An 18484-nucleotide genomic window follows, 5' to 3' on the forward strand; every position below is an offset into this window, starting at 1 on the left:
TGGAGCATAACGCGAGATGCGCGTTAAATGTGCCCTCTCCCCATGTGGGAGAGGGCGGCGAAGCCGGTAGATACAAGCTCAATGGGGTGAGGGGTATCTCTCCACACCTTCCCTGCCGATAGAGCCCCCTCATCCGGCGCCATAGCCGAAGCTTCGCTTCGGCGTTCTCGAGAACGGCGGCCGGCGGCCGCCTATGCCACCTTCTCCCACAAGGGGAGAAGGAAAGACGTTCGTTGCTGCATCGCTATGCGGAGCGTTTCGCCGGCTTCTTCTTCGACGCATTCAACTCCACCGCCGCGCGAATGAGCGCCTTCAACGCCTTCTCGTTGATCTTCTCGCCCTCGCGAATATCGATCGAGCGCCGCACGTTGCCGTCGAGGCTGGAATTGAACAGCCGCGCGGGATCCTCCAGCGCCGCGCCCTTGGCAAAGGTCATCTTCACCACTTCCTTGTAGGTCTCGCCGGTGCAGATGATGCCGTCGTGCTCCCACACGGGAACGCCGCGCCATTTCCATTCCTCGACGATATCAGGGTCGGCTTCCTTGATCAGGCCACGGATCCGCCCCAGCATCTCGCCGCGCCAGTCGCCGAGCTCCTTGATCCTGCCGTCGATCAGCTTGGAGGGGGAAGCCCCATTCGCTTCCTTCGCGCCAGCCTTCTTCGCCGTCACAGTCTTCTTCATCATCTCGCCTCGTTACGCGTTGCTGCGGCTGACATAGGGCCGCGCGAACAGATATAACCCGGTCGCGAGCAACGGAATGAGTGGGACGAGCGCCAGGAAGCCGATCCAGACGGCCTGGATCTGAATGATCATCGCCACGATGTTGGCGATGACGGCGAGCGTGAAAGCCATCGACAGCCAGCGATGAATCTGCCGAATCCACATCTGCGTGCTCATTGGGACCTCCTTCTACATTGATCGGAATGGACGGCCGGCGGAGCTAGCCTGTCCGCGCCAGCAGGTCATCAAGCTTGGCAAAGAACTGCTTCCAGCCGGCATGCGCGCCGCCATAGGCCTGCTTCTGCGTCGGGCTGAAGCCCGCTTGCTCGACGCGCAGATGCGTGCCGGCGCCGGTCGGCGTCAGCGTGAAGGTCACGATGCTTTTCAGGTCGAACGCCGCATCCTCATGCGAGAAATTCCAGGTGTAGGCGAGCGTCTTTTGCGGCTCGATGGTGAGCACCTCGCAGTCGAGCACGCCGCCCCATTCGCCGCGCAGATTGAAGCGATGGCCGACGACCGGCTTGAAGTCGTTCTTCATCAGCCATTCCTCGATCAGATGCGGCTGCGTCAGCGCGCGCCAGAGCCGCTCCGCCGGAAAGGCAAATTCGCGTTCGACGACTACGGAGCGTGTTTCGTTCATTGGTCCATCCTCTTCAGGAGATCGTCGAGCGCGTCGAGCCGGTTCTGCCAGAAGCCGGCCATCTGGCTGGTCCAGTCGATCAGCGGATTGAGAGCACCGGGCTGCGCGCTGTAATGAGTCTGGCGTCCTTCATGGCGGTCGCGCACGAGGCCGGCCTGCTTCAAGGCGCCGAGATGCTTCGAGACCGCCGGCTGGGACACGCCCGACCGCGCCGTCAGTGCCCCGACCGTCTGCTCGCCGTCCCGGCACAGCCGCTCGAAGATCGCCCGCCGGGTCGGATCGGCGAGTGTCCTGAACAGGAGGTCGTGAGTGGCGGACATACGAGATCCATAACCGGTAAGTTATGGATTAACTCATAACTGTGGAGTTATGGATAAGTCAAGTGCGAGGATGTGGCTCTCGCTCGCGCAACGCCGTCATTGCGAGCGTAGCGAAGCAATCCAGAATTCCTCCTCAGAGACAGCCTGGATTGCTTCGTCGCAAGGGCTCCTCGCAATGACGGAAAACGTGGCGGCGCCGCGCAGCCTTACGGCCGCAAATACAAATACCCCTGCGCCTGCAGCTCAGCCAAACGGACCACGCCGCCTTTCTCCGCGCTGACGAAGCCCGGCAACAACTCCTTCAGTGAGACGTTTTGCGCTTTCATCGTGTTGCCGCAGGCGGCGAGCTCGACGCCGTCCTTGGAGAAGTCACCGACACGCTTGCTGACGTCGGGGTTGGCCTGCGCCGCGTGAAACGCCTTCAGCGCCGGTCCGTGGATCACCAGCGCGATCGTGACATGGTCGGGACCACCGACGCCGTCGATGTGGTTCTGGATGTTGCCGAGCACGAAATTGACCTTCTCGGCGTCGCTGAGGTGATAGGCCACCTTGAGCTTGTTGCCCGCGCTTGCCTCAGTGGCGGCTTGTGCACGCGAGGCGCCAAACGCCGCGCCCAAAGCGGAGACGGCGCTCCACAACATGTTCCGGCGATTCATGGCGATCTCCCTCGACCAAGACTTTGCCGGACACATATCATTTGTGACGCAGCGCGGCGAGCTCCTTGCGGTCGGTCACGAGCGAAGCGCACTCGCTGGTGTCGGTGCGGTCGAGGCGGAAGATCTTGTCGTCGGCGCCGGCGACCAGCGATTGCTCCGCCTCGTCATCCGGCTTGTTGTTCTGCCAGACCCTGACCTGTTCGAGCCGGATGATCGCGGACTTGTTGTCCTTGGAGAGCGCCACCTCGATCCCGCCGCCCTCGCAGTCGACGCCGCAGCCCATGCGGACCTCGTCCCCCTGACTGAGAAGCACCGCATGACTGCCGCACGAGCCGCTGGAGTCGAAATCGCCCGAGCGATGGCGATAGCGAAAACCGAGGCGGAAGGAATTGTGCAGCTGCTTGTCCTCCTTGTCGGTTTCCGCCGAGATCAGCAGTTTCATGGAAGCGACTTTCTGCTTGGGATGCCGCGCCAGATGCTCGGCATCGTAGCGGCGGACGAAGCAGGCATAGGCCTTGTCAGCAGGCGCTCCCGCATAGAGCCGCGCATTGAAGGCGTCGGCGGCGACGCTGGTTAGCACAGCCAAAATGAGGGCAGCAAAGATGGAGAGCTTCATGATGACCTCGAGCGCGTGACAACCTTGCCGCAGCAGGACAGAACTCCTGTCTGTTAGACGCAGGCGAGGTGCATCGCGTTCAAGCTTCAGAAGTCGCTTCGTGCGAGCATCGCGGCGCCGACTTGGGCCAGTGGTTTCGCGCCGGGCCTTAGTCATTGATGGGATCAAGAAGGTTCAAGCGGTGCCGCGCCCTGATGCTGCGGAACCCGATGCCGGCGATTGCTGCGACATTGTCTTGGTTCGTCAATGTGATAGCTTTCACAGACGACCGCCTTTGGCAGTCGTAAGCTGGGACTGCCTTGTAAGCTGTGGAGTCCCCCGCATGGGCGAAATTCGCAACTTCAGATCCGGCAACCAGGATGAGCCGCCTCCACACGGCCCCATGCCTCGCCGTCTTGCGGCGATCATCGTCGGTGACATCGCTTCCTACAGCCGCATCATGCAGGCCGACGAGGAGGGGACGCATGTCCGCGTCAAGCGCATCGAGCGCGATATCATCCAGCCCACCATCATCGAGCACCATGGAAGTCTGGTGAAGACGACGGGCGATGGCTTCATCGCCATTTTCGATAGCCCTGTTGAGGCCGTTCGCTGCAGTATCGTCATCCAGCAGAACCTCATCGGCCGCAACGCCTCGCTTCCGAAGCATTCGCGCCTCGAATACCGGATTGGCGTCAATCTCGGCGATGTGATCGTAGAGCCGGACGACGTCTATGGCGACGGCGTCAACATCGCCACGCGCATTGAGGGCATTGCCGAGCCCGGCCAGGTCTATATCTCGGGCGCGATTTACGAGCAGATCAAGCACAAGGTGGTGTGCGGCTATGAATCGCTCGGGGATCGCAAGGTCAAGAACATCACGGATCCGGTGCGGATCTATCGCGTGCTGCCGGATGCCGATGCGGTCGGCAGGACGCGAAGCCGGCGCGAGAGCGTCCTGCTATTTCTTCTGATCACGGCATTGCTGGTGATTGCCGGCTACGTGCTTTGGTACGTGCTGACGCAGCCCGGCAGGATGGGCGAGCAGGCCGCCACGCCAACCGCTTCCCCAGCCGCGACACCGATCCCGCAGCCGTCGCCGCGCGAGGCGGCGACGCAGGCGACACCGCAACCGTCTCCGTCATTGGCTTCTGCCCCTCCGTCGTCGTCACCGGTGCCCAGCCCATCGGCGACGCCACCTCGCGAACCCGAGATGATCGGCATTCGCGGCGGCAGCTTCGCGATGGGAAGCAATGACGATCCGACCGAGCGGCCTGTCCACCAGGTCACGATCAAGCCGTTCTCGATCGGAAAATATCCGGTGACGGTGCAGGAATGGAACGAGTGCGCCGCCGCCAAGGCGTGCGGATTCACCGCCACCGGCAAGGACGATTCCCCCGTCAGCAATGTGAGCTGGACCGACGCGCAGCAATATGCAGCCTGGCTCGCGCAGGCGACGAAGAAGCCCTACCGGCTTCCGAGCGAAGCCGAATGGGAATATGCGGCGCGCAGTGGAACGCAGACCAAATATTGGTGGGGCGACAAGCTTCAGCCGGGCATGGCCGGATGCAAGGATTGCGGTGATCTTGCGGCCGAGCAGCCGGCCAAGGTCGGCAGCTTCAAGCCCAATCCATTCGGACTCTACGACATGGGCGGCGGCATCGATCAGTGGGTCGAGGACTGCTGGCACAGGACCTATCAGGGCGCGCCGAGCGACGGCTCGGCGTGGAGCAGCGCGGACTGCAGCTCTCATGTTCTGCGGTCGGGCTCCTGGAAGAACGATTCAAGATATGTCCGGCCGTCAAACCGCGATGGTTACGACACCAATGTTCGTTACCCCACGCATGGATTCCGTGTCGCGCTCAGTCCATAAGTGCTGGAGTAGATTTGATGAAGATCATTTCCTGTGTCGCGCTCGCGGCCGCGATCGCATTGCTCCCGGGCGCGGCCTACTCGCAGGGCAAGAGCGCGCACAAGGACGCCAAACTCTATTTCATCACGCCGCATGACGGGCAGAAAGTTCGCGGTGGATTCTGGGTCCGGTTCGGCTTACGCAACATGGGCGTGACGCATGCCGGCGATGACTACCAGAACGCCGGTCATCACCATCTACTGGTCGACGTCAACGATCCCATCGATCCCAAGGAGCCGATCCCGCAAGACAAGTCGCACCTGCACTTCGGTGCAGGGCAGACCGAAACCATGCTGGACCTTCCGCCGGGCACCCACACGCTGCAGCTGGTGCTCGGCGACGCCAAGCACTATCCGTTCGTGCCGCCGGTCGTGTCGGAGAAGATTACGATACGCGTCAGGCCGCTTGCTTCAGCGCGGAGTAAATGATCACCGCAGGCTCGCGTTGATCTTGTCCAGCACCGCCGAGCCCGGGCACAGCGCATCCGCCTCCAGCGTGTTGAGCGGCGTCTCGACCGTGTTGAGATGCTCGTGCAGGTCTTCCGCGTCGGGGTCGACATAGAGCAGGCCGGTGACGATCTGCCCCTTGGCGGCGTGCTTTTGCAGGAAGGTCATCGCGCCCAAGCGGTCATGCGGATCGTAGTCGGCGTCGATCTTGCGCAGCGCGACCTTGCTGCCGTCGTGCTGTTCCACCACTTGCACCGTGCCCGGCGCATAGTCCACCGCGATCGGATCGCGGTCGACCAGGACGTCGAGCCGGTTCACCGCGTCATTGTGCTCGCGGACATAGTCGAAGCTCTTGGTCGAGCCGGCATGGTTGTTGAAGGCGATGCAGGGGCTGATGACGTCGATGAACGACGCGCCCTTGTGGCGGATTGCGGCCGCGATCAGCGGCACGAGCTGGGTCTTGTCGCCGGAGAAGCTGCGCGCGACGAAGGTGGCACCGAGTTGCAGCGCGATCGCGACGAGGTCGATGGCGTTGTCGGTGTTGGTGACGCCCTTCTTGCTCTTCGAGCCGCGGTCAGCGGTGGCCGAGAACTGGCCTTTGGTCAGGCCGTAGACGCCGTTGTTCTCGACGATATAGGTCATGTTGACGGCACGCCGGATCGAATGCGCGAACTGGCCGAAGCCGATCGAGGCGGAATCGCCGTCGCCGGAGACGCCGAGATAGATCAAATCGCGGTTGGCGAGGTTGGCGCCTGTCAGCACGCTGGGCATGCGGCCATGCACGGAGTTGAAGCCGTGTGAGTTGCCGAGGAAATAGTCCGGCGTCTTTGACGAGCAGCCGATGCCGGAGATCTTTGCGACCCGATGCGGCTCGATCGAGAGCTCATAGCAGGCCTCGATGATCGACGCCGTGATCGAATCGTGGCCGCAGCCGGCGCACAGCGTCGAGATCTTGCCCTCGTAGTCGCGCCTTGTATAGCCGAGCTCGTTCTTCTTCAGCCCGGGATGATGGAATTTAGGCTTTGCGATGTAGGTCATGACAGTCTCTCTCTGCTCCCTCTCCCCGCTCTTCGCGGGGAGAGGGTTGGGGTGAGGGGCTCTTTCGACGAGTTCGACTCGTGGAGAGTCCCCCTCACCCGGATTGCTGCGCAATCCGACCTCTCCCCGCACGCGGGGAGAGGTGATTGCATCCAATTCCTGCGCTCTATCATCATGACACGGCCTTGCGGAGCGGGGTCACCTTGAGGTGATCCTGATGGTCGCCAATGGCTTTTGCGATGAAGCGGGCGGTGATCGGGGTGCCGTCGTAATGCACGATCGGCACGAGGCGGACGGGATCGATGCCGTTCTCGTTGACGATGAGCTGGCGGAGTTGGCTGTCGCGGTTCTGCTCGACCACGTAGACGAAGTCGTGCTCGGCGAGGAAGCTCGCCACGCTGGAGTGGAACGGGAAGGCGCGAATGCGCAGACGGTCGAGCTGGTGCCCGCGCGCCTCGAGCAGCCCGACCGCCTCGTCCATCGCCGGCGAGGTCGAGCCGAAATAGATCACGCCATATTTGGTCGGCCGTTCCGCATTGGCCTGCAGCGGCCGCGGTACGAGGTCCTGCGCGGTCTCGAACTTGCGCACCAGGCGCTGCATGTTGTCGGCGTAGACCGTGCCTTCCTCGGAGTAGCGCGCATAGCGGTCGCGCGAGGTGCCGCGGGTGAAGTAGGAGCCCTTGGTCGGATGTGTCCCGGGATAGGTCCGGTAGGGGATGCCGTCGCCATCGACGTCGAGATAGCGGCCGAAGTCGCGGCCTTCCTCCAGCATCTCCGCCGTCATGATCTTGCCGCGGTCATATTGCCGGGCATCGTCCCATTTCAGTGGGCGGCAGAGCCGATGGTTCATGCCGATGTCGAGGTCGAGCATCAGGAAGATGGTGGTCTGCAGCCGTTCGGCGAGGTCGAACGCGGCGGCGGCGAACTCGAACGCTTCGGCGGGATCTTCCGGGAACAGCAGCACATGCTTGGTGTCGCCGTGCGAGGCATAGGCGCAGGCGATGATGTCGCACTGCTGGGTGCGCGTCGGCATGCCCGTCGAGGGGCCGGCGCGCTGGATGTTCATGATCACGGCCGGAATCTCGGCAAAGTATGAGAGGCCGATGAACTCGGTCATCAAGGAGATGCCGGGGCCCGAGGTCGCGGTGAAGGCGCGGGCGCCGTTCCAGGAGGCACCAATGACGATACCGATCGAAGCCAGCTCGTCCTCGCCCTGCACGATCGCGTATTTCGCCTTGCCGGTTTCGGGATCGTGGCGGTACTTCTTGCAGTGGGCGGTGAAGGCCTCCGCCACCGACGAGGACGGCGTGATCGGATACCAGGCGCACACGGTGGCGCCGCCATAGACCGCGCCGAGCGCGGCGGCGCTATTGCCCTCGATGAAGATGCGATCGCCGACCTTGTCGGACTTCTTCACCCTGAGCCCGATCGGGCATTTCAGGTTTTGCAGCGCCCAGTCGCGGCCGAGATGCAGCGCGTGGACGTTGGAGGAGAGCAGCTTCTCTTTGCCCTTGTACTGCTCGCCGATTAGCTGCTCGATCAGCTTCGGATCCATATCGAGCAGCGCACTGAGGCTACCTAGATAAATGATGTTCTTGAACAGCTGGCGCTGGCGCGGATCGGTATAGGTCGAATTGGTGATCGCGGTGAGCGGCACGCCGATCACGGTGATGTCGTCGCGGAACTTGGTCGACGGCATCGGCTTGGTGGAATCGTAGAACAGGTAGCCGCCGGGCTCGATGCCGGCGACGTCCTTGTCCCAGGTCTGCGGATTCATCGCCACCATCATGTCGACGCCGCCGCGGGCGCCGAGATGGCCGTCCTCCGTCACCCGCACCTCGTACCAGGTCGGCAAGCCCTGGATGTTGGAGGGGAAGATGTTGCGTGGGGAGACCGGAACGCCATGGCGCAGGATCGCGCGCGCGAACATCTCGTTGGCGCTGGCCGAGCCCGAGCCGTTGACGTTGGCGAAGCGGACGACGAAGTCGTTTACGCTGCTGAGCGGCTTTTTGTCGGGCATGTCGAACCTGCGTGGGTCATCTCGATGAAATATTTCTGCATGTCCCAGGCGCCGGTGGGACAACGCTCCGCGCACAGCCCGCAATGCAGGCAGACGTCCTCGTCCTTCACCATCACGCGCCCGGTCTTGAGATCCGAAGAGACGTAGAGATCCTGGTCCGGATGCGGTGCGGGCGCCTTCAGGCGATGGCGCAGGTCGTTTTCCTCGCCGTTATCGGTGAAGGTGATGCAATCCATCGGGCAGATGTCGGCGCAAGCATCGCACTCGATGCAGAGCGAGGTCGAGAACACGGTCTGCACGTCGCAGTTCAGGCAGCGATGCGCCTCGCCGAGCGCGAGCTTGACGTCGTAGCCGAGCTCGACCTCGGCGCGGATGTCCTTCAGCGCGACGACCTTGTCGCGATGCGGCACCTTGAAGCGCTTGTCGATCGAGATGTCGTTGTCATAGCTCCATTCGTGGATGCCCATCTTCTGCGAGGAGATTTGCACCTCCGGCAGCGGGCGTTCGCTGACATCCTCGCCCGAGAGCAGTTTGTGGATCGACAGCGCGGCGTCATGGCCGTGCGCGACCGCCCAGATGATGTTCTTGGGGCCGAACGCAGCGTCACCGCCGAAGAACACCTTTGGATTGGTCGAGACGAAGGTCTCCGGATCGACCTTGGGCATATGCCATTTGTCGAACTCGATGCCGCAATCCTGCTCGATCCACGGAAAGGCGTTCTCCTGGCCGACCGCGACCAGCACGTCGTCGCATTCGAAGGTCTGGTCGGGCTCGCCTGATGGAACGAGATTGCGGCGGCCCTTGGCGTCGTATTCGGCCTTCACCTTCTGGAAAGTGATGCCGGTGAGCTTGCCATTGTCGTGGATGAAGGCGACGGGGACGAGGAAGTTGAGGATCGGGATGTCCTCGTGGATCGCGTCTTCCTTTTCCCAGGGCGAGGCCTTCATCTCCTCGAAGCCGGAGCGCACGACGACCTTGACGTCTTCGCCGCCGAGCCGGCGCGCGGTGCGGCAGCAATCCATCGCGGTGTTGCCGCCGCCGAGCACGATCACGCGCTTGCCTATTCTGTCGGTATGGCCGAACGACACCGAGGCCAGCCATTCGATGCCGATATGGATGTTGGCGGCGGCTTCCTTGCGGCCGGGAATGTCGAGCTCGCGGCCGCGCGGCGCGCCGGAGCCGACGAAGATCGCGTCGTATTTCTCCGCGAGCAGCGCCTTCATGCTGTCGATGCGGTGGCCGCCCTTGAAGTCGACGCCGAGACCCAGGATGTAGCCGGTCTCCTCGTCGATCACCGAGTTGGGCAGGCGGAATTTCGGGATCTGCGTCCGCATCATGCCGCCGGCTTCGGGATCGGCGTCGAACACGGTGCAGTGATAGCCGAGCGGCGCGAGATCGCGCGCCACCGTCAGCGAGGCCGGGCCGCCGCCGACCAGCGCAACGCGCTTGCCGTTCTTCGCGGCTGGGCGCGGCAGGCGCTGCCTGATGTCGTCCTTGAAGTCGGCGGCGACGCGCTTGAGGCGGCAGATCGCGACCGGATTGTCCTCGACGCGCCCGCGCCGGCACGCCGGCTCGCACGGACGATCGCAGGTGCGTCCCAAAATTCCAGGGAACACGTTCGATTTCCAATTGATCATGTAGGCGTCGCTGTAGCGGCCTTGGGCGATCAGTCGGATATATTCGGGAACCGGGGTGTGCGCAGGACAGGCCCACTGGCAATCGACCACTTTGTGAAAGTAGTCGGGGGCCGCAATATCGGTCGGTTTCATTCCTACCCTGTCCGCGCAGGCCCCAAAGACCCCGCGGCCTTTTCTTGAGCTTGGCGAGCGCTTAATGCGCTTCGATCTGGTTTCTGAATGACGTCATTGGGTTAGCTTATTAGAACGGCTCCGAAGTACAACGGCAAATTTGCGCGATCACCGCCTTTCATGGGAGCTACGCGCGCACAGCATTAACGGCCGCGCGTGATGTGCGTGCGGTGCAGCATATTGCGATGCCTGTGAGTGTGCTAAAATTGGATGAGAGCCGATGGTTCACCTCTCCCGCAGGGAGAGGTGAAGCCCCGCCAACCGATCGAGTCTCACTTCATCATGCTCTAACCGCGCGGGATGTCGCTCTTGGCCAAATCCCACATCAGGCAATAGGTGCCGACGGAAACGGGAGGCGGCAGGGGCGAGGCGGCGGGGCCGGTGAAGCGCTCGGCGATGACGGCCGAGACGGCGCCGACATGCGTGCCGTCGATCAGCACGAACCAGTCGTGCGCGCCTTCATTGCGCACCGCCGGAATGTCCGCCGTTGCACCCGACAATGCGGGCTCGCTCTCCAGAAGATGCATGGAGATGATGCCGTCGCGCTGGTCCGGCGCCAGCTTGACGTGCAGAGCATCACGCCATCGCGTTGCGTTGTCGGGTGTCGGCCGCAGCCGCACCACGCCGAGCGCGGCGCCACGTCCGGTGCCGTTGCTGATGGTGACGCGCGCGACGACGCGGAGCATATCCTTGAAACGTGCCATGCATTGCCGCGACCAGTCGGTCGGGCTCGCGAGCCGCGCGCGGTAGGCGGGGCTATCGAGCACGTCGAGTGTGGCGGTCGAATACAGGCAGAGATATTTGGGATTGGCGGCATGCGCGACATAGCGCCGCGCCTCCAGGAATCCGTCGATCGCGACGCGTTCTTCCAGATGCTCGCGATCGTACCAGCGGTTGAAATCGGCCTCATCGGCCGCGTCGATGTTCATCGACGTCAGCAGCATGCCTTTCCCGGCGAGCGGCATTCTTCTTATCCTGTTATCGCGCGGTCTTCGACGCGAGGTCCGCGATCGACTTCATGACCGCGTCCCGCACGCCGGCATCATAGAGCGAATGTCCGGCTTCTTTCACGATGCGAAGCTCGGAATTCGGCCAAACCTTCGCGAGTGCCTGCGACGTCTCGGGCGGGCACAACAGATCGTAGCGGCCCTGGACGATGATGCCGGGGATGCCGGCGAGCCGCCCCGCATTGCGCAACAGCTGGCTCTCGGTCATGAAGCTGTCGTTGACGAAATAGTGCGCCTCCATGAACGGCGTCGCGGGCAGCGTGCGCCACACGTTCAACGAGGCCAGGTCCAGCCGCGTCTTGGCGGGCTTGTGCTCGGACAAGGTGCGCTCGGTGTCGTGCCAGGCCCGCGCGGCGGGACCGTGCACGGTGGGATCGGCATCGAGGATGCGGCGCCAATAGGCCTCCACCGGCCGCGCGCGCTCTTCGAGCGGTAGCACGCTGAGAAAATCCTCGTACAGCGCGGGATAGAATTGCGACAGGCGCGAGGTGAACGCCGTCTCGACCTCCGCCCGCGTGCCAAGGAACGTCGCCCGCAGCGCGATGCCACAGACGCGCTCGGGATGCGCCTCTGCATAAGCGAGCGCCAGCGTCGCGCCCCAGGAGCCGCCGACCACCATCCAGCGTTGGAAGCCAAACTTCTCGCGGATCTTCTCCATGTCCGCGATCAGATGCACTGTGGTGTTGTACTCGCGCGATCCCTTCGGACGGCTGCGGCCGCAGCCGCGCTGGTCGAACAACACGGCGCAGAAGCGATCAGGATCGAACAGGCGGCGATGGTCGGGCTGGCAGCCGCTGCCAGGCCCGCCATGCAGATAGATCGCGGGGATGCCGTCGGCGCGGCCGATGCTCTCGACATAGAGCTCAAAGCCGTCGCCGACATCGAGCATGTCGGAGGTCAGCGGCGCAAACGGATCGGCCCGCCTGATCGAGCTGGCCGCGTCGGCGTCAGGTCCCATTCTCGGATTCCAGAGTGCCGCCGGCGAAGTTGCGATAGAGGAAGCGGTTGGTCTCGCCCTCGGCCTCGCGCTCGGCCTGCTTGAAGATGGTCTCGTGCAGCGGCGACAGCGCGCAGGCCGGATCGGTGTTGGCGGCATCGCCCGTCAGCGCGAAGGCCTGGCAGCGGCAGCCGCCGAAATCGATCTCGCGGAATTCGCAAGACTTGCACGGCTCCTTCATCCAGCCGGTGCCGCGATAGCGGTTGAAGGCGTCGGAATTCTGCCAGATCCAGGCGATCGAGTGATTGGAGCGCACGGATTCGAACTCGAGCCCGGTGATGCTCTCGGCGGCGTGACAGGGCAGCACCTTGCCGGCGGGCGAGATGTTGAAGAACTGCCGGCCCCACCCGCCCATGCATTTCTTCGGCCGCAGCGCGTAATAGTCGGGAACGACGTAGTCGATCGCAAGCGTCCCCTTGAGCCGCTCGCGCGCCTCCTCGACGAGGCGGGTGCATTCGTCGAGCTGCGCCACCGTCGGCATCAGCGCGGCCCGGTTCTTCAGCGCCCAGCCGTAATATTGCACGTTGGCGACCTCGAGCCGATCGGCATCGAGATCGACCGCCATCTGGATGATGTCGGGGAGCTGGTGCAGGTTCTGCCGATGCATCACCGCATTCACGGTGAGCGGCAGATCGAGCTCGCGCGTCCATCTGGCGACTTCGAGCTTCTTGCGGTGACCGTTTTTGTAACCGGCGACGCGATCGGCAAGGCCCTCTTCAACGCCCTGGAAACTGATCTGGACGTGGCAGAGCCCGGCATCCGCAAGATCGCTCAGCCGCTCGCGCGTCAGCAGCACGGCCGAGGTGATCAGGTTGGTATAGAGCCCGGCGTCGCTGGCATGCTTGACCAGCTCGACCAGGTCCTTCCGCGCCGTCGGCTCGCCGCCGGAGAAATGCACCTGAAGCACGCCGATTTCGGCGAGCTCGCTCAATACCTTCTTCCATTCCTCTGTCGTCAGCTCCTTGCTCGAGCGGTCGAGCTCGACCGGGTTGGAGCAATAGGGGCATTGCAGCGGGCAGCGATGGGTGATTTCGAGCAGCACGGCGAGCGGAATGCCGAACGTCTCCGCCGTCGAGCGCTGCTTCTCCAGCACCGCGAGGCTGTCGCTAACATCTGGCGGGATGGTGGGATTGCCGAGCACATCGCTCATGACGTCTTCTCCCGGGCCTCCGTGAGAAAGCCCTTGTCGGCGAGATCCTGCAGCATGACGATGACGTCAGTGAGGATCGCCTCGCGCGGCGCGGCGTATTTCGCGGCCAGCTGATCGGCGACGTCGCCGACATTGCGCTGGCCGTCGCAGAGCTGCAAGACCTCGACTGCGATCTCGTCCGGGGCCAACACCCGTTCCGGCGCCAGGATCACCCAGACCTTTCGCGTCTCGTCATACTTCAGCTTGGCATGCCGCGGCAGCACGGGGCGGCTTGCCTCGCTGACGCTGATGTTCCGCGGCCCGGCCATTGCTGCTCCTTTTTAGCCCGCTTTGGGCACGAACGCGCCCGGCGGAATGTGGCCCTCGACATAGGCGTGATAGAGCGCATCCAGTTGCACCCACAGCACGTTGGTCTTGAAGATCAGCGCGTTGCACACCTGCGCGCGTTGCTCCGGGGTCGTGGCATGCGCCTTGACATAGTCGAGCGCAAAGCCGGCATCGCGTGGCGCCTGGGTCAGGCGTCGCTTGAAGTAGCTCATGATGTCGGGGTTGACGAAGTCGTAATGCGCCAGCATGCCGGAGATGCGCTCTTCGTGCAGGTTCGGCGCGAACAATTCGGTGAGCGAGGAGGCGATCGCCTCCAGCGGGCTCTTCTCGCGGCAATAGTGGACATAGGCCTCGACCGCGAAGCGCGTCGCCGGCAGGATGCCCTCGGTCGATTCCACGTAAGCCGTGTCGAGGCCCAGGCCCTCGGTCAGCTTCAGCCAGCGCTCGATGCCGCCCTCGCTGCCGACGTCGCCGTCATGGTCCTCGATGCGGTGGCGCCATTCCAGACGCGTGGCGCGGTCGCGGAAGCGCGAGATGACGACCGCGTCCTTGATCGGGATCGTGCTCTGGTAATAGTAGCGGTTCAGCGCCCAGGCCTGCACCTGACCCTTGTTCAGCTTGCCGCCATGCAGCAGCTTATGGAACGGATGCAGGCTGTGATAGCGCGTCGCCCCGATATGGCGCAGCGTCGCCTCGAGCTCCTCGGCCGAGTTGAGCTTGATGTCCTTGCCGATCGAGAGCGCGGTCATTCCTGTCAGTGACGCGGCATTCACAGCACAATCTCCGTTCCATCCGCGGGTATCTGCCAGCCCGCCTCTTCAGTGGCTTTCCGCTCGGGTGAAGCGGGCAGCAGCGCCGGATTCGAGTTATTGATATGCAGAAAAATCTTCCTGTCGATAGCGAGGTCGGCCAGCCGCGCGATCGCGCCGTCGCCGCCGGACATCGCGACATGGCCCATGCTCTTGCCGGTCTTGTGGCCGAGCCCGGCCCTGATCATCTCGTCGTCGCGCCAGACCGTGCCGTCGAAGAACACCAGCGCGGCGCCGTCGATCTCGGCCTTGAGCGCGTCGGTGACCTCGGCGCACGCGGCGATGAAATAGAAGCACTTGCCGCTGGTCTTGTCGGTAATTTTCAGGCCCAGCGTATCGCCATCGCCGGTCTCCCCGCCCGGATGCGCCTTGCCTTCCAGATACCAGGCGGATTTGCCCGGCACCGCGAACGGCAGCACCTCGATCCCTGAACGCGCGCCATCCGGCAGTCGCGGCTCGAACGGCTCGCCGATGTCGATCGGCTGACGCCGTACGTTCTTCTCGTTCAGCACGTTGAAGATGCTGTTGCTCTCCAGGATCGCCAGCACCTTCTCATGCGCGTAAATCGTGAAGGGCGAGCCCTCGCGCATCGACAGCAGGCCTGCGACCGCGTCCACTTCGCCGTTGGTCAGGATCACGCCGGCAATCGGCGTATGGCGCAACGCGCCCGTCTTCGGGTGCAACTGCGGCGTGGCGTTCAATTGCTGGCGAAGGTCGGGGGAGGCGTTGATCAGGAACCAGTGCTCGCCGTCGCCGCTGAAGGCCACCGACGCCTGGGTTCTCAAGAGGTCATGGCCGCTGGCACGGGCCGCTCGGCAGCCCTCGCAGCCGCAATTCCATTGCGGCACTCCGCCGCCGGCTGCGGCGCCCAGGACGACGACGCGAAGCATGATCCGTCTCCTGGAGGGAACGCTGCGAGGTGGATCTCGGGTCGACACGGAGTGCCGACAAAGATCATGTCTTCCGGCAACCTATTGTGATCGAAAGATCCACCTGCGCTGAACGCAGACCGCCCGCCGCTTACTTGCGGGTGGCGCTCACATACATGTTGATTTCCATGCCGCAGGGCACTTCGACGATCTTCGGGGCTTTCCAGGCCATTTGGCTCTCCATTTTATTTTCGCGAAACCGGACGTATCCGCCCGCGCTTAAGTTAATGCGGGCGGAAAAGTTCGCCAGTGAAATTTTCCCGACCAAGGTAGTAGGCCGGCGGAATTGTTGCACCGCAAAGAGAGCGCATTACGGCCGTAAAGATGAGCGAATGGCATGCGCAAAAACGCCGATAGGTCGTGATCCCTGTCGGGATAAACGAGTTGTGAGTATAGAACGGCTTCCAATCGGCTACAGCGACCCCATTGGATCAGGCATGCCCAGATATTTCTTCAACACCCGTATCGGCGACGAACTGATCGTGGATCCTGACGGCGAGGATCTGCGCAACCCCGATCGCGCCTGGGAGGTCGCGCGCCAGATGATCCTGGAAGTGGTGAAGTCGGAGGGCGCCCAGCCGGCCCTGCTCGAGGCCGTCATCGAGGTGACCGATGACGACGGGGAGATCGTGCTGGAGTTTCCCTTCACCGAGGCGCTCCTGGACATGCCGGACCAGTCCGCAACCAGGCATTAGGGGCCCACGGGTCGGGTAAGGGGCGCGCAACTCCCTCCACCGTCATTGCGAGCGTAGCGAAGCAATCCAGAATCCCTCTGCGGAGGCAGTCTGGATTGCTTCGTCGCATCAGCGCAAAATTGCTGCGCAATTTTGTCGCGAGCTCTTCGCAATGACGGAGAATGAGGCACCACCCGCCGCCAAACCCGCCCTTCGCCCCTGCGAAATCCGCATGGCTTTGCCGCCTTCCCGGCGCTAAAAGACGCCGGTCATACGGAGCAAGCCATGCAAGATCTCTGGCGCCTGTCGGCCGCCGACCTCGCCGCCCTCGTCAAGTCCAAAAAGGTGTCCGCCAGGGAGGCCGCCAAGGCCGGTCTCGCCCGCCTGGACGCCGTCAATCCCGCGCTCAACGCGGTGATCGACCACCGGCCGGACGACGTGTTCAAGCAGGCTGACGCCGTTGATGCCGCCATCGCGCGGGGCGAGGACCCCGGCGTGCTCGCGGGCGTGCCCGTCACCATCAAGGCCAATGTCGACCAGGAAGGCTTTGCCACCACCAACGGGCTGAAACTCCAGCGCGACTTGATCGCGCGCGAGGACAATCCGGTGGTCGCCAATTTCCGCAAAGCCGGCGCCATCCTGCTCGGCCGCACCAATTGTCCGGCCTTTTCCTACCGCTGGTTCACCACCAATCTGATCCATGGCGACACCAAGAACCCCCGCGATGCTTCGCTGACCCCGGGCGGCTCCTCCGGCGGCGCCGGCTCGGCGGTCGCGGCCGGCATCGGCCACATCGCCCACGGCACCGACATTGCCGGCTCGATCCGCTATCCCGCCTATGCCTGCGGCGTGCACGGCCTGCGCCCGACGCTCGGCCGCATTCCTGCTTTCAATCCCGCACTGCCGGAGCGCCCGATCGGGCCGCAGATCATGGCGGTCTCCGGCCCGCTGGCGCGCACCGTCAACGACTTGCGGATTTCACTCGCCGCGATGTCGGCCCGCGACATCCGCGATCCCTGGTTCGTGCCGGTGCCGCTGGAAGGCCCCGCACGGCCGAAGCGTGCCGCGCTCTGTCTCAATCCGGGCGGCCTTGCCACCACGCCGGAGGTGAAGGCGGCGGTGAGCGATGCCGGCAAGCGGCTGGAGCGCGCGGGCTGGACCGTTGACGTCATCGCGGACACGCCGCCCATGCGCGACGCGGTCGAGTGGCAGATCAAGCTGTGGCTCGGCGATGGCTACGAGGCGCAGCTAGAGGCGGCCGAGCGCGAGGGCGATCCCGGTGCGCTGGCCTGCCTGCGCGGTAACCGCAGCAGGGTTACGCCGATGGACCAGGCGAATTACGCGAAGGCGCTGACCCGCCGCGCGACGCTAACCCGCGAATGGATGCTGTTCTTCGAAAAATATGCCGTGCTGCTGACGCCGGTCTCCGGCGAACTGCCGTTCCCCGATCATCTCGACCTCAAGGATGACGAGTCTTTCAAGCGCGTCTGGGAAGCGCAGCTGCCGCAGATCGCGATTCCCTTCATGGGCTTGCCGGGCCTCGTCGTCTCCACCGGTCTCGTCGGCAAGGCGCCCGTCGGCGTGCACATCGTCTCCGGCCGCTACCGCGAGGATCTGTGCCTGCTCGCGGGCGAAGCGATCGAGGCCGGCGGCGTGCCGCCGTCGCCGATCGATCCCGTGGGCTAGCGATGACTGCTATCTACGACTTCAGGGCCAACTCGCTCGCCGGCGAGGAGGTGCCGATGCGCCGTTTCGAGGGACAGGTGCTGCTGATCGTCAACACCGCGAGCAAATGCGGCTTCACGCCGCAATATCGCGGATTGGAGGATCTCTATCGCGATCTGTCGCCGCGCGGCTTCTCGGTGCTCGGCTTTCCCTGCAACCAGTTCGGCGCGCAGGAGCCGGGGCAGGCGGACGAGATCCAGGCGTTCTGTTCGACCAATTACGACGTCACCTTCCCGCTGTTCGAGAAGATCGATGTCAACGGCGCCAACGCACATCCGTTGTACGAGTACCTGAAACGGCAGCAATCCGGGCTTCTCGGCGCCTCCATCAAATGGAATTTCACCAAATTCCTGGTGGACCGTGCCGGCAAGGTGGTCGCGCGCTACGCGCCGACCGCGCGGCCCGAAGGATTGCGCAATCAAATCGAAACACTGCTGTGAGCGAGACAATCATGAGCGACGAATTTCCGGACCGCCTGTCGGTCGATCCGAACAGTCCCTATTACAACGCGGACATCCTGGCGCGCGACGTCGGCATCCGCTTCAAGGGCATCGAGAAGACCAATGTCGAGGAATACTGCATCAGCGAAGGCTGGGTCCGCGTCACCGCCGGCAACGCCAAGGACCGCTACGGCAACCCGCTGACCATCAAGGTGCACGGTTCCGTCGAGCCGTATTTCAGGGATAAGAAGTAGTTCGAGCTGAGCGCGC

22 protein-coding genes are annotated in these 18484 nt (G+C 63.6%); 6 read left to right on the forward strand and 16 right to left on the reverse strand.

Translation table 11 applies throughout. The features are described from left to right. Positions 1–244: 244 nt before the first annotated feature. The 6 genes from ACR9YP_RS13640 to ACR9YP_RS13665 all read right to left on the reverse strand — a co-directional run bounded on the left by ACR9YP_RS13640 (position 245) and on the right by ACR9YP_RS13665 (position 2953). The gene (locus ACR9YP_RS13640) at positions 245–682 is read right to left on the reverse strand and encodes a DUF1801 domain-containing protein (RefSeq protein ID WP_438110592.1); all 438 of its coding nucleotides are present in this window, start codon (positions 680–682) and stop codon (positions 245–247) included. Positions 683–694: 12 nt separating this feature from the next. After that, complete coding sequence (locus ACR9YP_RS13645) at positions 695–898, reverse strand: hypothetical protein (protein WP_370989432.1); 204 nt, start codon at positions 896–898, stop codon at positions 695–697. 43 nt (positions 899–941) lie between these two features. Further along, complete coding sequence (locus ACR9YP_RS13650) at positions 942–1361, reverse strand: SRPBCC family protein (RefSeq protein WP_370989433.1); 420 nt, start codon at positions 1359–1361, stop codon at positions 942–944. Next, on the reverse strand, positions 1358–1681 hold the full coding sequence (locus tag ACR9YP_RS13655; protein WP_438105818.1) for an ArsR/SmtB family transcription factor: 324 nt from the start codon (positions 1679–1681) through the stop codon (positions 1358–1360). The genes ACR9YP_RS13650 and ACR9YP_RS13655 overlap by 4 nt, the downstream gene beginning before the upstream one ends. Before the next feature lie 206 nt (positions 1682–1887). After that, on the reverse strand, positions 1888–2337 hold the full coding sequence (locus ACR9YP_RS13660; protein ID WP_438105820.1) for a DsrE family protein: 450 nt from the start codon (positions 2335–2337) through the stop codon (positions 1888–1890). A gap of 37 nt (positions 2338–2374) precedes the next feature. Further along, positions 2375–2953 (reverse strand): hypothetical protein, encoded by a 579-nt coding sequence (locus ACR9YP_RS13665; RefSeq protein WP_438105821.1) that lies wholly within the window; start codon positions 2951–2953, stop codon positions 2375–2377. Positions 2954–3275: 322 nt separating this feature from the next. Between ACR9YP_RS13665 and ACR9YP_RS13670 the strand changes: the two genes are divergently transcribed. Then, positions 3276–4805, forward strand: coding sequence for an SUMF1/EgtB/PvdO family nonheme iron enzyme (locus ACR9YP_RS13670; RefSeq protein ID WP_474220149.1), 1530 nt, complete (start codon positions 3276–3278; stop codon positions 4803–4805). 17 nt (positions 4806–4822) lie between these two features. Further along, positions 4823–5272 (forward strand): DUF4399 domain-containing protein, encoded by a 450-nt coding sequence (locus ACR9YP_RS13675; protein WP_438105823.1) that lies wholly within the window; start codon positions 4823–4825, stop codon positions 5270–5272. On the opposite strand, the gene ACR9YP_RS13680 is transcribed toward ACR9YP_RS13675, so the two are convergent. From ACR9YP_RS13680 to pqqA, 10 genes are all read right to left on the reverse strand, one after another. Then, a complete protein-coding gene (locus ACR9YP_RS13680; RefSeq protein WP_474220150.1) occupies positions 5273–6328 on the reverse strand; it encodes a 2-oxoacid:ferredoxin oxidoreductase subunit beta in 1056 nt (351 codons plus the stop codon). It lies immediately after the preceding gene. Positions 6329–6500: 172 nt separating this feature from the next. Continuing rightward, the gene (locus ACR9YP_RS13685; protein ID WP_370989438.1) at positions 6501–8348 is read right to left on the reverse strand and encodes a 2-oxoacid:acceptor oxidoreductase subunit alpha; all 1848 of its coding nucleotides are present in this window, start codon (positions 8346–8348) and stop codon (positions 6501–6503) included. Next, a complete protein-coding gene (locus tag ACR9YP_RS13690; protein ID WP_438105825.1) occupies positions 8318–10117 on the reverse strand; it encodes an FAD-dependent oxidoreductase in 1800 nt (599 codons plus the stop codon). The genes ACR9YP_RS13685 and ACR9YP_RS13690 overlap by 31 nt, the downstream gene beginning before the upstream one ends. Before the next feature lie 326 nt (positions 10118–10443). After that, a complete protein-coding gene (locus ACR9YP_RS13695; RefSeq protein ID WP_438105827.1) occupies positions 10444–11121 on the reverse strand; it encodes a hypothetical protein in 678 nt (225 codons plus the stop codon). A 13-nt stretch (positions 11122–11134) separates the two neighbouring features. Beyond that, positions 11135–12121, reverse strand: coding sequence for a prolyl aminopeptidase (gene pip, locus ACR9YP_RS13700; protein WP_474220151.1), 987 nt, complete (start codon positions 12119–12121; stop codon positions 11135–11137). Next, positions 12111–13310 (reverse strand): pyrroloquinoline quinone biosynthesis protein PqqE, encoded by a 1200-nt coding sequence (gene pqqE / locus ACR9YP_RS13705; protein ID WP_438105830.1) that lies wholly within the window; start codon positions 13308–13310, stop codon positions 12111–12113. Before pqqE ends, pip begins: the two co-directional genes overlap by 11 nt. Further along, entirely contained in the window at positions 13307–13618 is a 312-nt protein-coding gene (gene pqqD / locus ACR9YP_RS13710; protein WP_438105832.1) for a pyrroloquinoline quinone biosynthesis peptide chaperone PqqD, read from the reverse strand. Before pqqD ends, pqqE begins: the two co-directional genes overlap by 4 nt. Before the next feature lie 12 nt (positions 13619–13630). Then, positions 13631–14386 (reverse strand): pyrroloquinoline-quinone synthase PqqC, encoded by a 756-nt coding sequence (gene pqqC, locus ACR9YP_RS13715; protein WP_438110594.1) that lies wholly within the window; start codon positions 14384–14386, stop codon positions 13631–13633. Between the two features lie 20 nt (positions 14387–14406). After that, positions 14407–15336, reverse strand: coding sequence for a pyrroloquinoline quinone biosynthesis protein PqqB (gene pqqB / locus ACR9YP_RS13720; RefSeq protein WP_438105834.1), 930 nt, complete (start codon positions 15334–15336; stop codon positions 14407–14409). A gap of 130 nt (positions 15337–15466) precedes the next feature. After that, positions 15467–15547, reverse strand: a complete 81-nt coding sequence (gene pqqA / locus ACR9YP_RS13725) for a pyrroloquinoline quinone precursor peptide PqqA (RefSeq protein WP_007595659.1) — start codon at positions 15545–15547, stop codon at positions 15467–15469. A 265-nt stretch (positions 15548–15812) separates the two neighbouring features. Between pqqA and ACR9YP_RS13730 the strand changes: the two genes are divergently transcribed. The 4 genes from ACR9YP_RS13730 to ACR9YP_RS13745 all read left to right on the forward strand — a co-directional run bounded on the left by ACR9YP_RS13730 (position 15813) and on the right by ACR9YP_RS13745 (position 18468). Then, positions 15813–16070 carry a DUF6894 family protein gene (locus tag ACR9YP_RS13730; RefSeq protein ID WP_124162551.1) on the forward strand — a complete coding sequence of 86 codons (258 nt, stop codon included), beginning with the start codon at positions 15813–15815 and terminating at the stop codon, positions 16068–16070. Between the two features lie 264 nt (positions 16071–16334). After that, positions 16335–17735, forward strand: coding sequence for an amidase family protein (locus ACR9YP_RS13735; protein ID WP_438105836.1), 1401 nt, complete (start codon positions 16335–16337; stop codon positions 17733–17735). Positions 17736–17737: 2 nt separating this feature from the next. Further along, positions 17738–18214, forward strand: a complete 477-nt coding sequence (locus ACR9YP_RS13740) for a glutathione peroxidase (protein ID WP_370989447.1) — start codon at positions 17738–17740, stop codon at positions 18212–18214. A gap of 11 nt (positions 18215–18225) precedes the next feature. Further along, positions 18226–18468: a DUF3297 family protein gene (locus ACR9YP_RS13745; protein WP_157327629.1), complete on the forward strand. Its 243-nt coding sequence runs from the start codon at positions 18226–18228 to the stop codon at positions 18466–18468. Positions 18469–18484: the final 16 nt, after the last annotated feature.

The organism is Bradyrhizobium sp. BR14999, from assembly GCF_056106085.1.

Excerpts from the sequence above, each read along its gene's own strand:
- ACR9YP_RS13640 (WP_438110592.1), bottom strand. The coding sequence starts at position 682 with ATGAAGAAGACTGTGACGGCGAAGAAGGCTGGCGCGAAGGAAGCGAAT.
- ACR9YP_RS13645 (WP_370989432.1), bottom strand. The coding sequence starts at position 898 with ATGAGCACGCAGATGTGGATTCGGCAGATTCATCGCTGGCTGTCGATG.
- ACR9YP_RS13650 (WP_370989433.1), bottom strand. The coding sequence starts at position 1,361 with ATGAACGAAACACGCTCCGTAGTCGTCGAACGCGAATTTGCCTTTCCG.
- ACR9YP_RS13655 (WP_438105818.1), bottom strand. The coding sequence starts at position 1,681 with ATGTCCGCCACTCACGACCTCCTGTTCAGGACACTCGCCGATCCGACC.
- ACR9YP_RS13660 (WP_438105820.1), bottom strand. The coding sequence starts at position 2,337 with ATGAATCGCCGGAACATGTTGTGGAGCGCCGTCTCCGCTTTGGGCGCG.
- ACR9YP_RS13665 (WP_438105821.1), bottom strand. The coding sequence starts at position 2,953 with ATGAAGCTCTCCATCTTTGCTGCCCTCATTTTGGCTGTGCTAACCAGC.
- ACR9YP_RS13670 (WP_474220149.1), top strand. The coding sequence starts at position 3,276 with ATGGGCGAAATTCGCAACTTCAGATCCGGCAACCAGGATGAGCCGCCT.
- ACR9YP_RS13675 (WP_438105823.1), top strand. The coding sequence starts at position 4,823 with ATGAAGATCATTTCCTGTGTCGCGCTCGCGGCCGCGATCGCATTGCTC.
- ACR9YP_RS13680 (WP_474220150.1), bottom strand. The coding sequence starts at position 6,328 with ATGACCTACATCGCAAAGCCTAAATTCCATCATCCCGGGCTGAAGAAG.
- ACR9YP_RS13685 (WP_370989438.1), bottom strand. The coding sequence starts at position 8,348 with ATGCCCGACAAAAAGCCGCTCAGCAGCGTAAACGACTTCGTCGTCCGC.
- ACR9YP_RS13690 (WP_438105825.1), bottom strand. The coding sequence starts at position 10,117 with ATGAAACCGACCGATATTGCGGCCCCCGACTACTTTCACAAAGTGGTC.
- ACR9YP_RS13695 (WP_438105827.1), bottom strand. The coding sequence starts at position 11,121 with ATGCCGCTCGCCGGGAAAGGCATGCTGCTGACGTCGATGAACATCGAC.
- pip (WP_474220151.1), bottom strand. The coding sequence starts at position 12,121 with ATGGGACCTGACGCCGACGCGGCCAGCTCGATCAGGCGGGCCGATCCG.
- pqqE (WP_438105830.1), bottom strand. The coding sequence starts at position 13,310 with ATGAGCGATGTGCTCGGCAATCCCACCATCCCGCCAGATGTTAGCGAC.
- pqqD (WP_438105832.1), bottom strand. The coding sequence starts at position 13,618 with ATGGCCGGGCCGCGGAACATCAGCGTCAGCGAGGCAAGCCGCCCCGTG.
- pqqC (WP_438110594.1), bottom strand. The coding sequence starts at position 14,386 with ATGACCGCGCTCTCGATCGGCAAGGACATCAAGCTCAACTCGGCCGAG.
- pqqB (WP_438105834.1), bottom strand. The coding sequence starts at position 15,336 with ATGCTTCGCGTCGTCGTCCTGGGCGCCGCAGCCGGCGGCGGAGTGCCG.
- pqqA (WP_007595659.1), bottom strand. The coding sequence starts at position 15,547 with ATGGCCTGGAAAGCCCCGAAGATCGTCGAAGTGCCCTGCGGCATGGAA.
- ACR9YP_RS13730 (WP_124162551.1), top strand. The coding sequence starts at position 15,813 with ATGCCCAGATATTTCTTCAACACCCGTATCGGCGACGAACTGATCGTG.
- ACR9YP_RS13735 (WP_438105836.1), top strand. The coding sequence starts at position 16,335 with ATGCAAGATCTCTGGCGCCTGTCGGCCGCCGACCTCGCCGCCCTCGTC.
- ACR9YP_RS13740 (WP_370989447.1), top strand. The coding sequence starts at position 17,738 with ATGACTGCTATCTACGACTTCAGGGCCAACTCGCTCGCCGGCGAGGAG.
- ACR9YP_RS13745 (WP_157327629.1), top strand. The coding sequence starts at position 18,226 with ATGAGCGACGAATTTCCGGACCGCCTGTCGGTCGATCCGAACAGTCCC.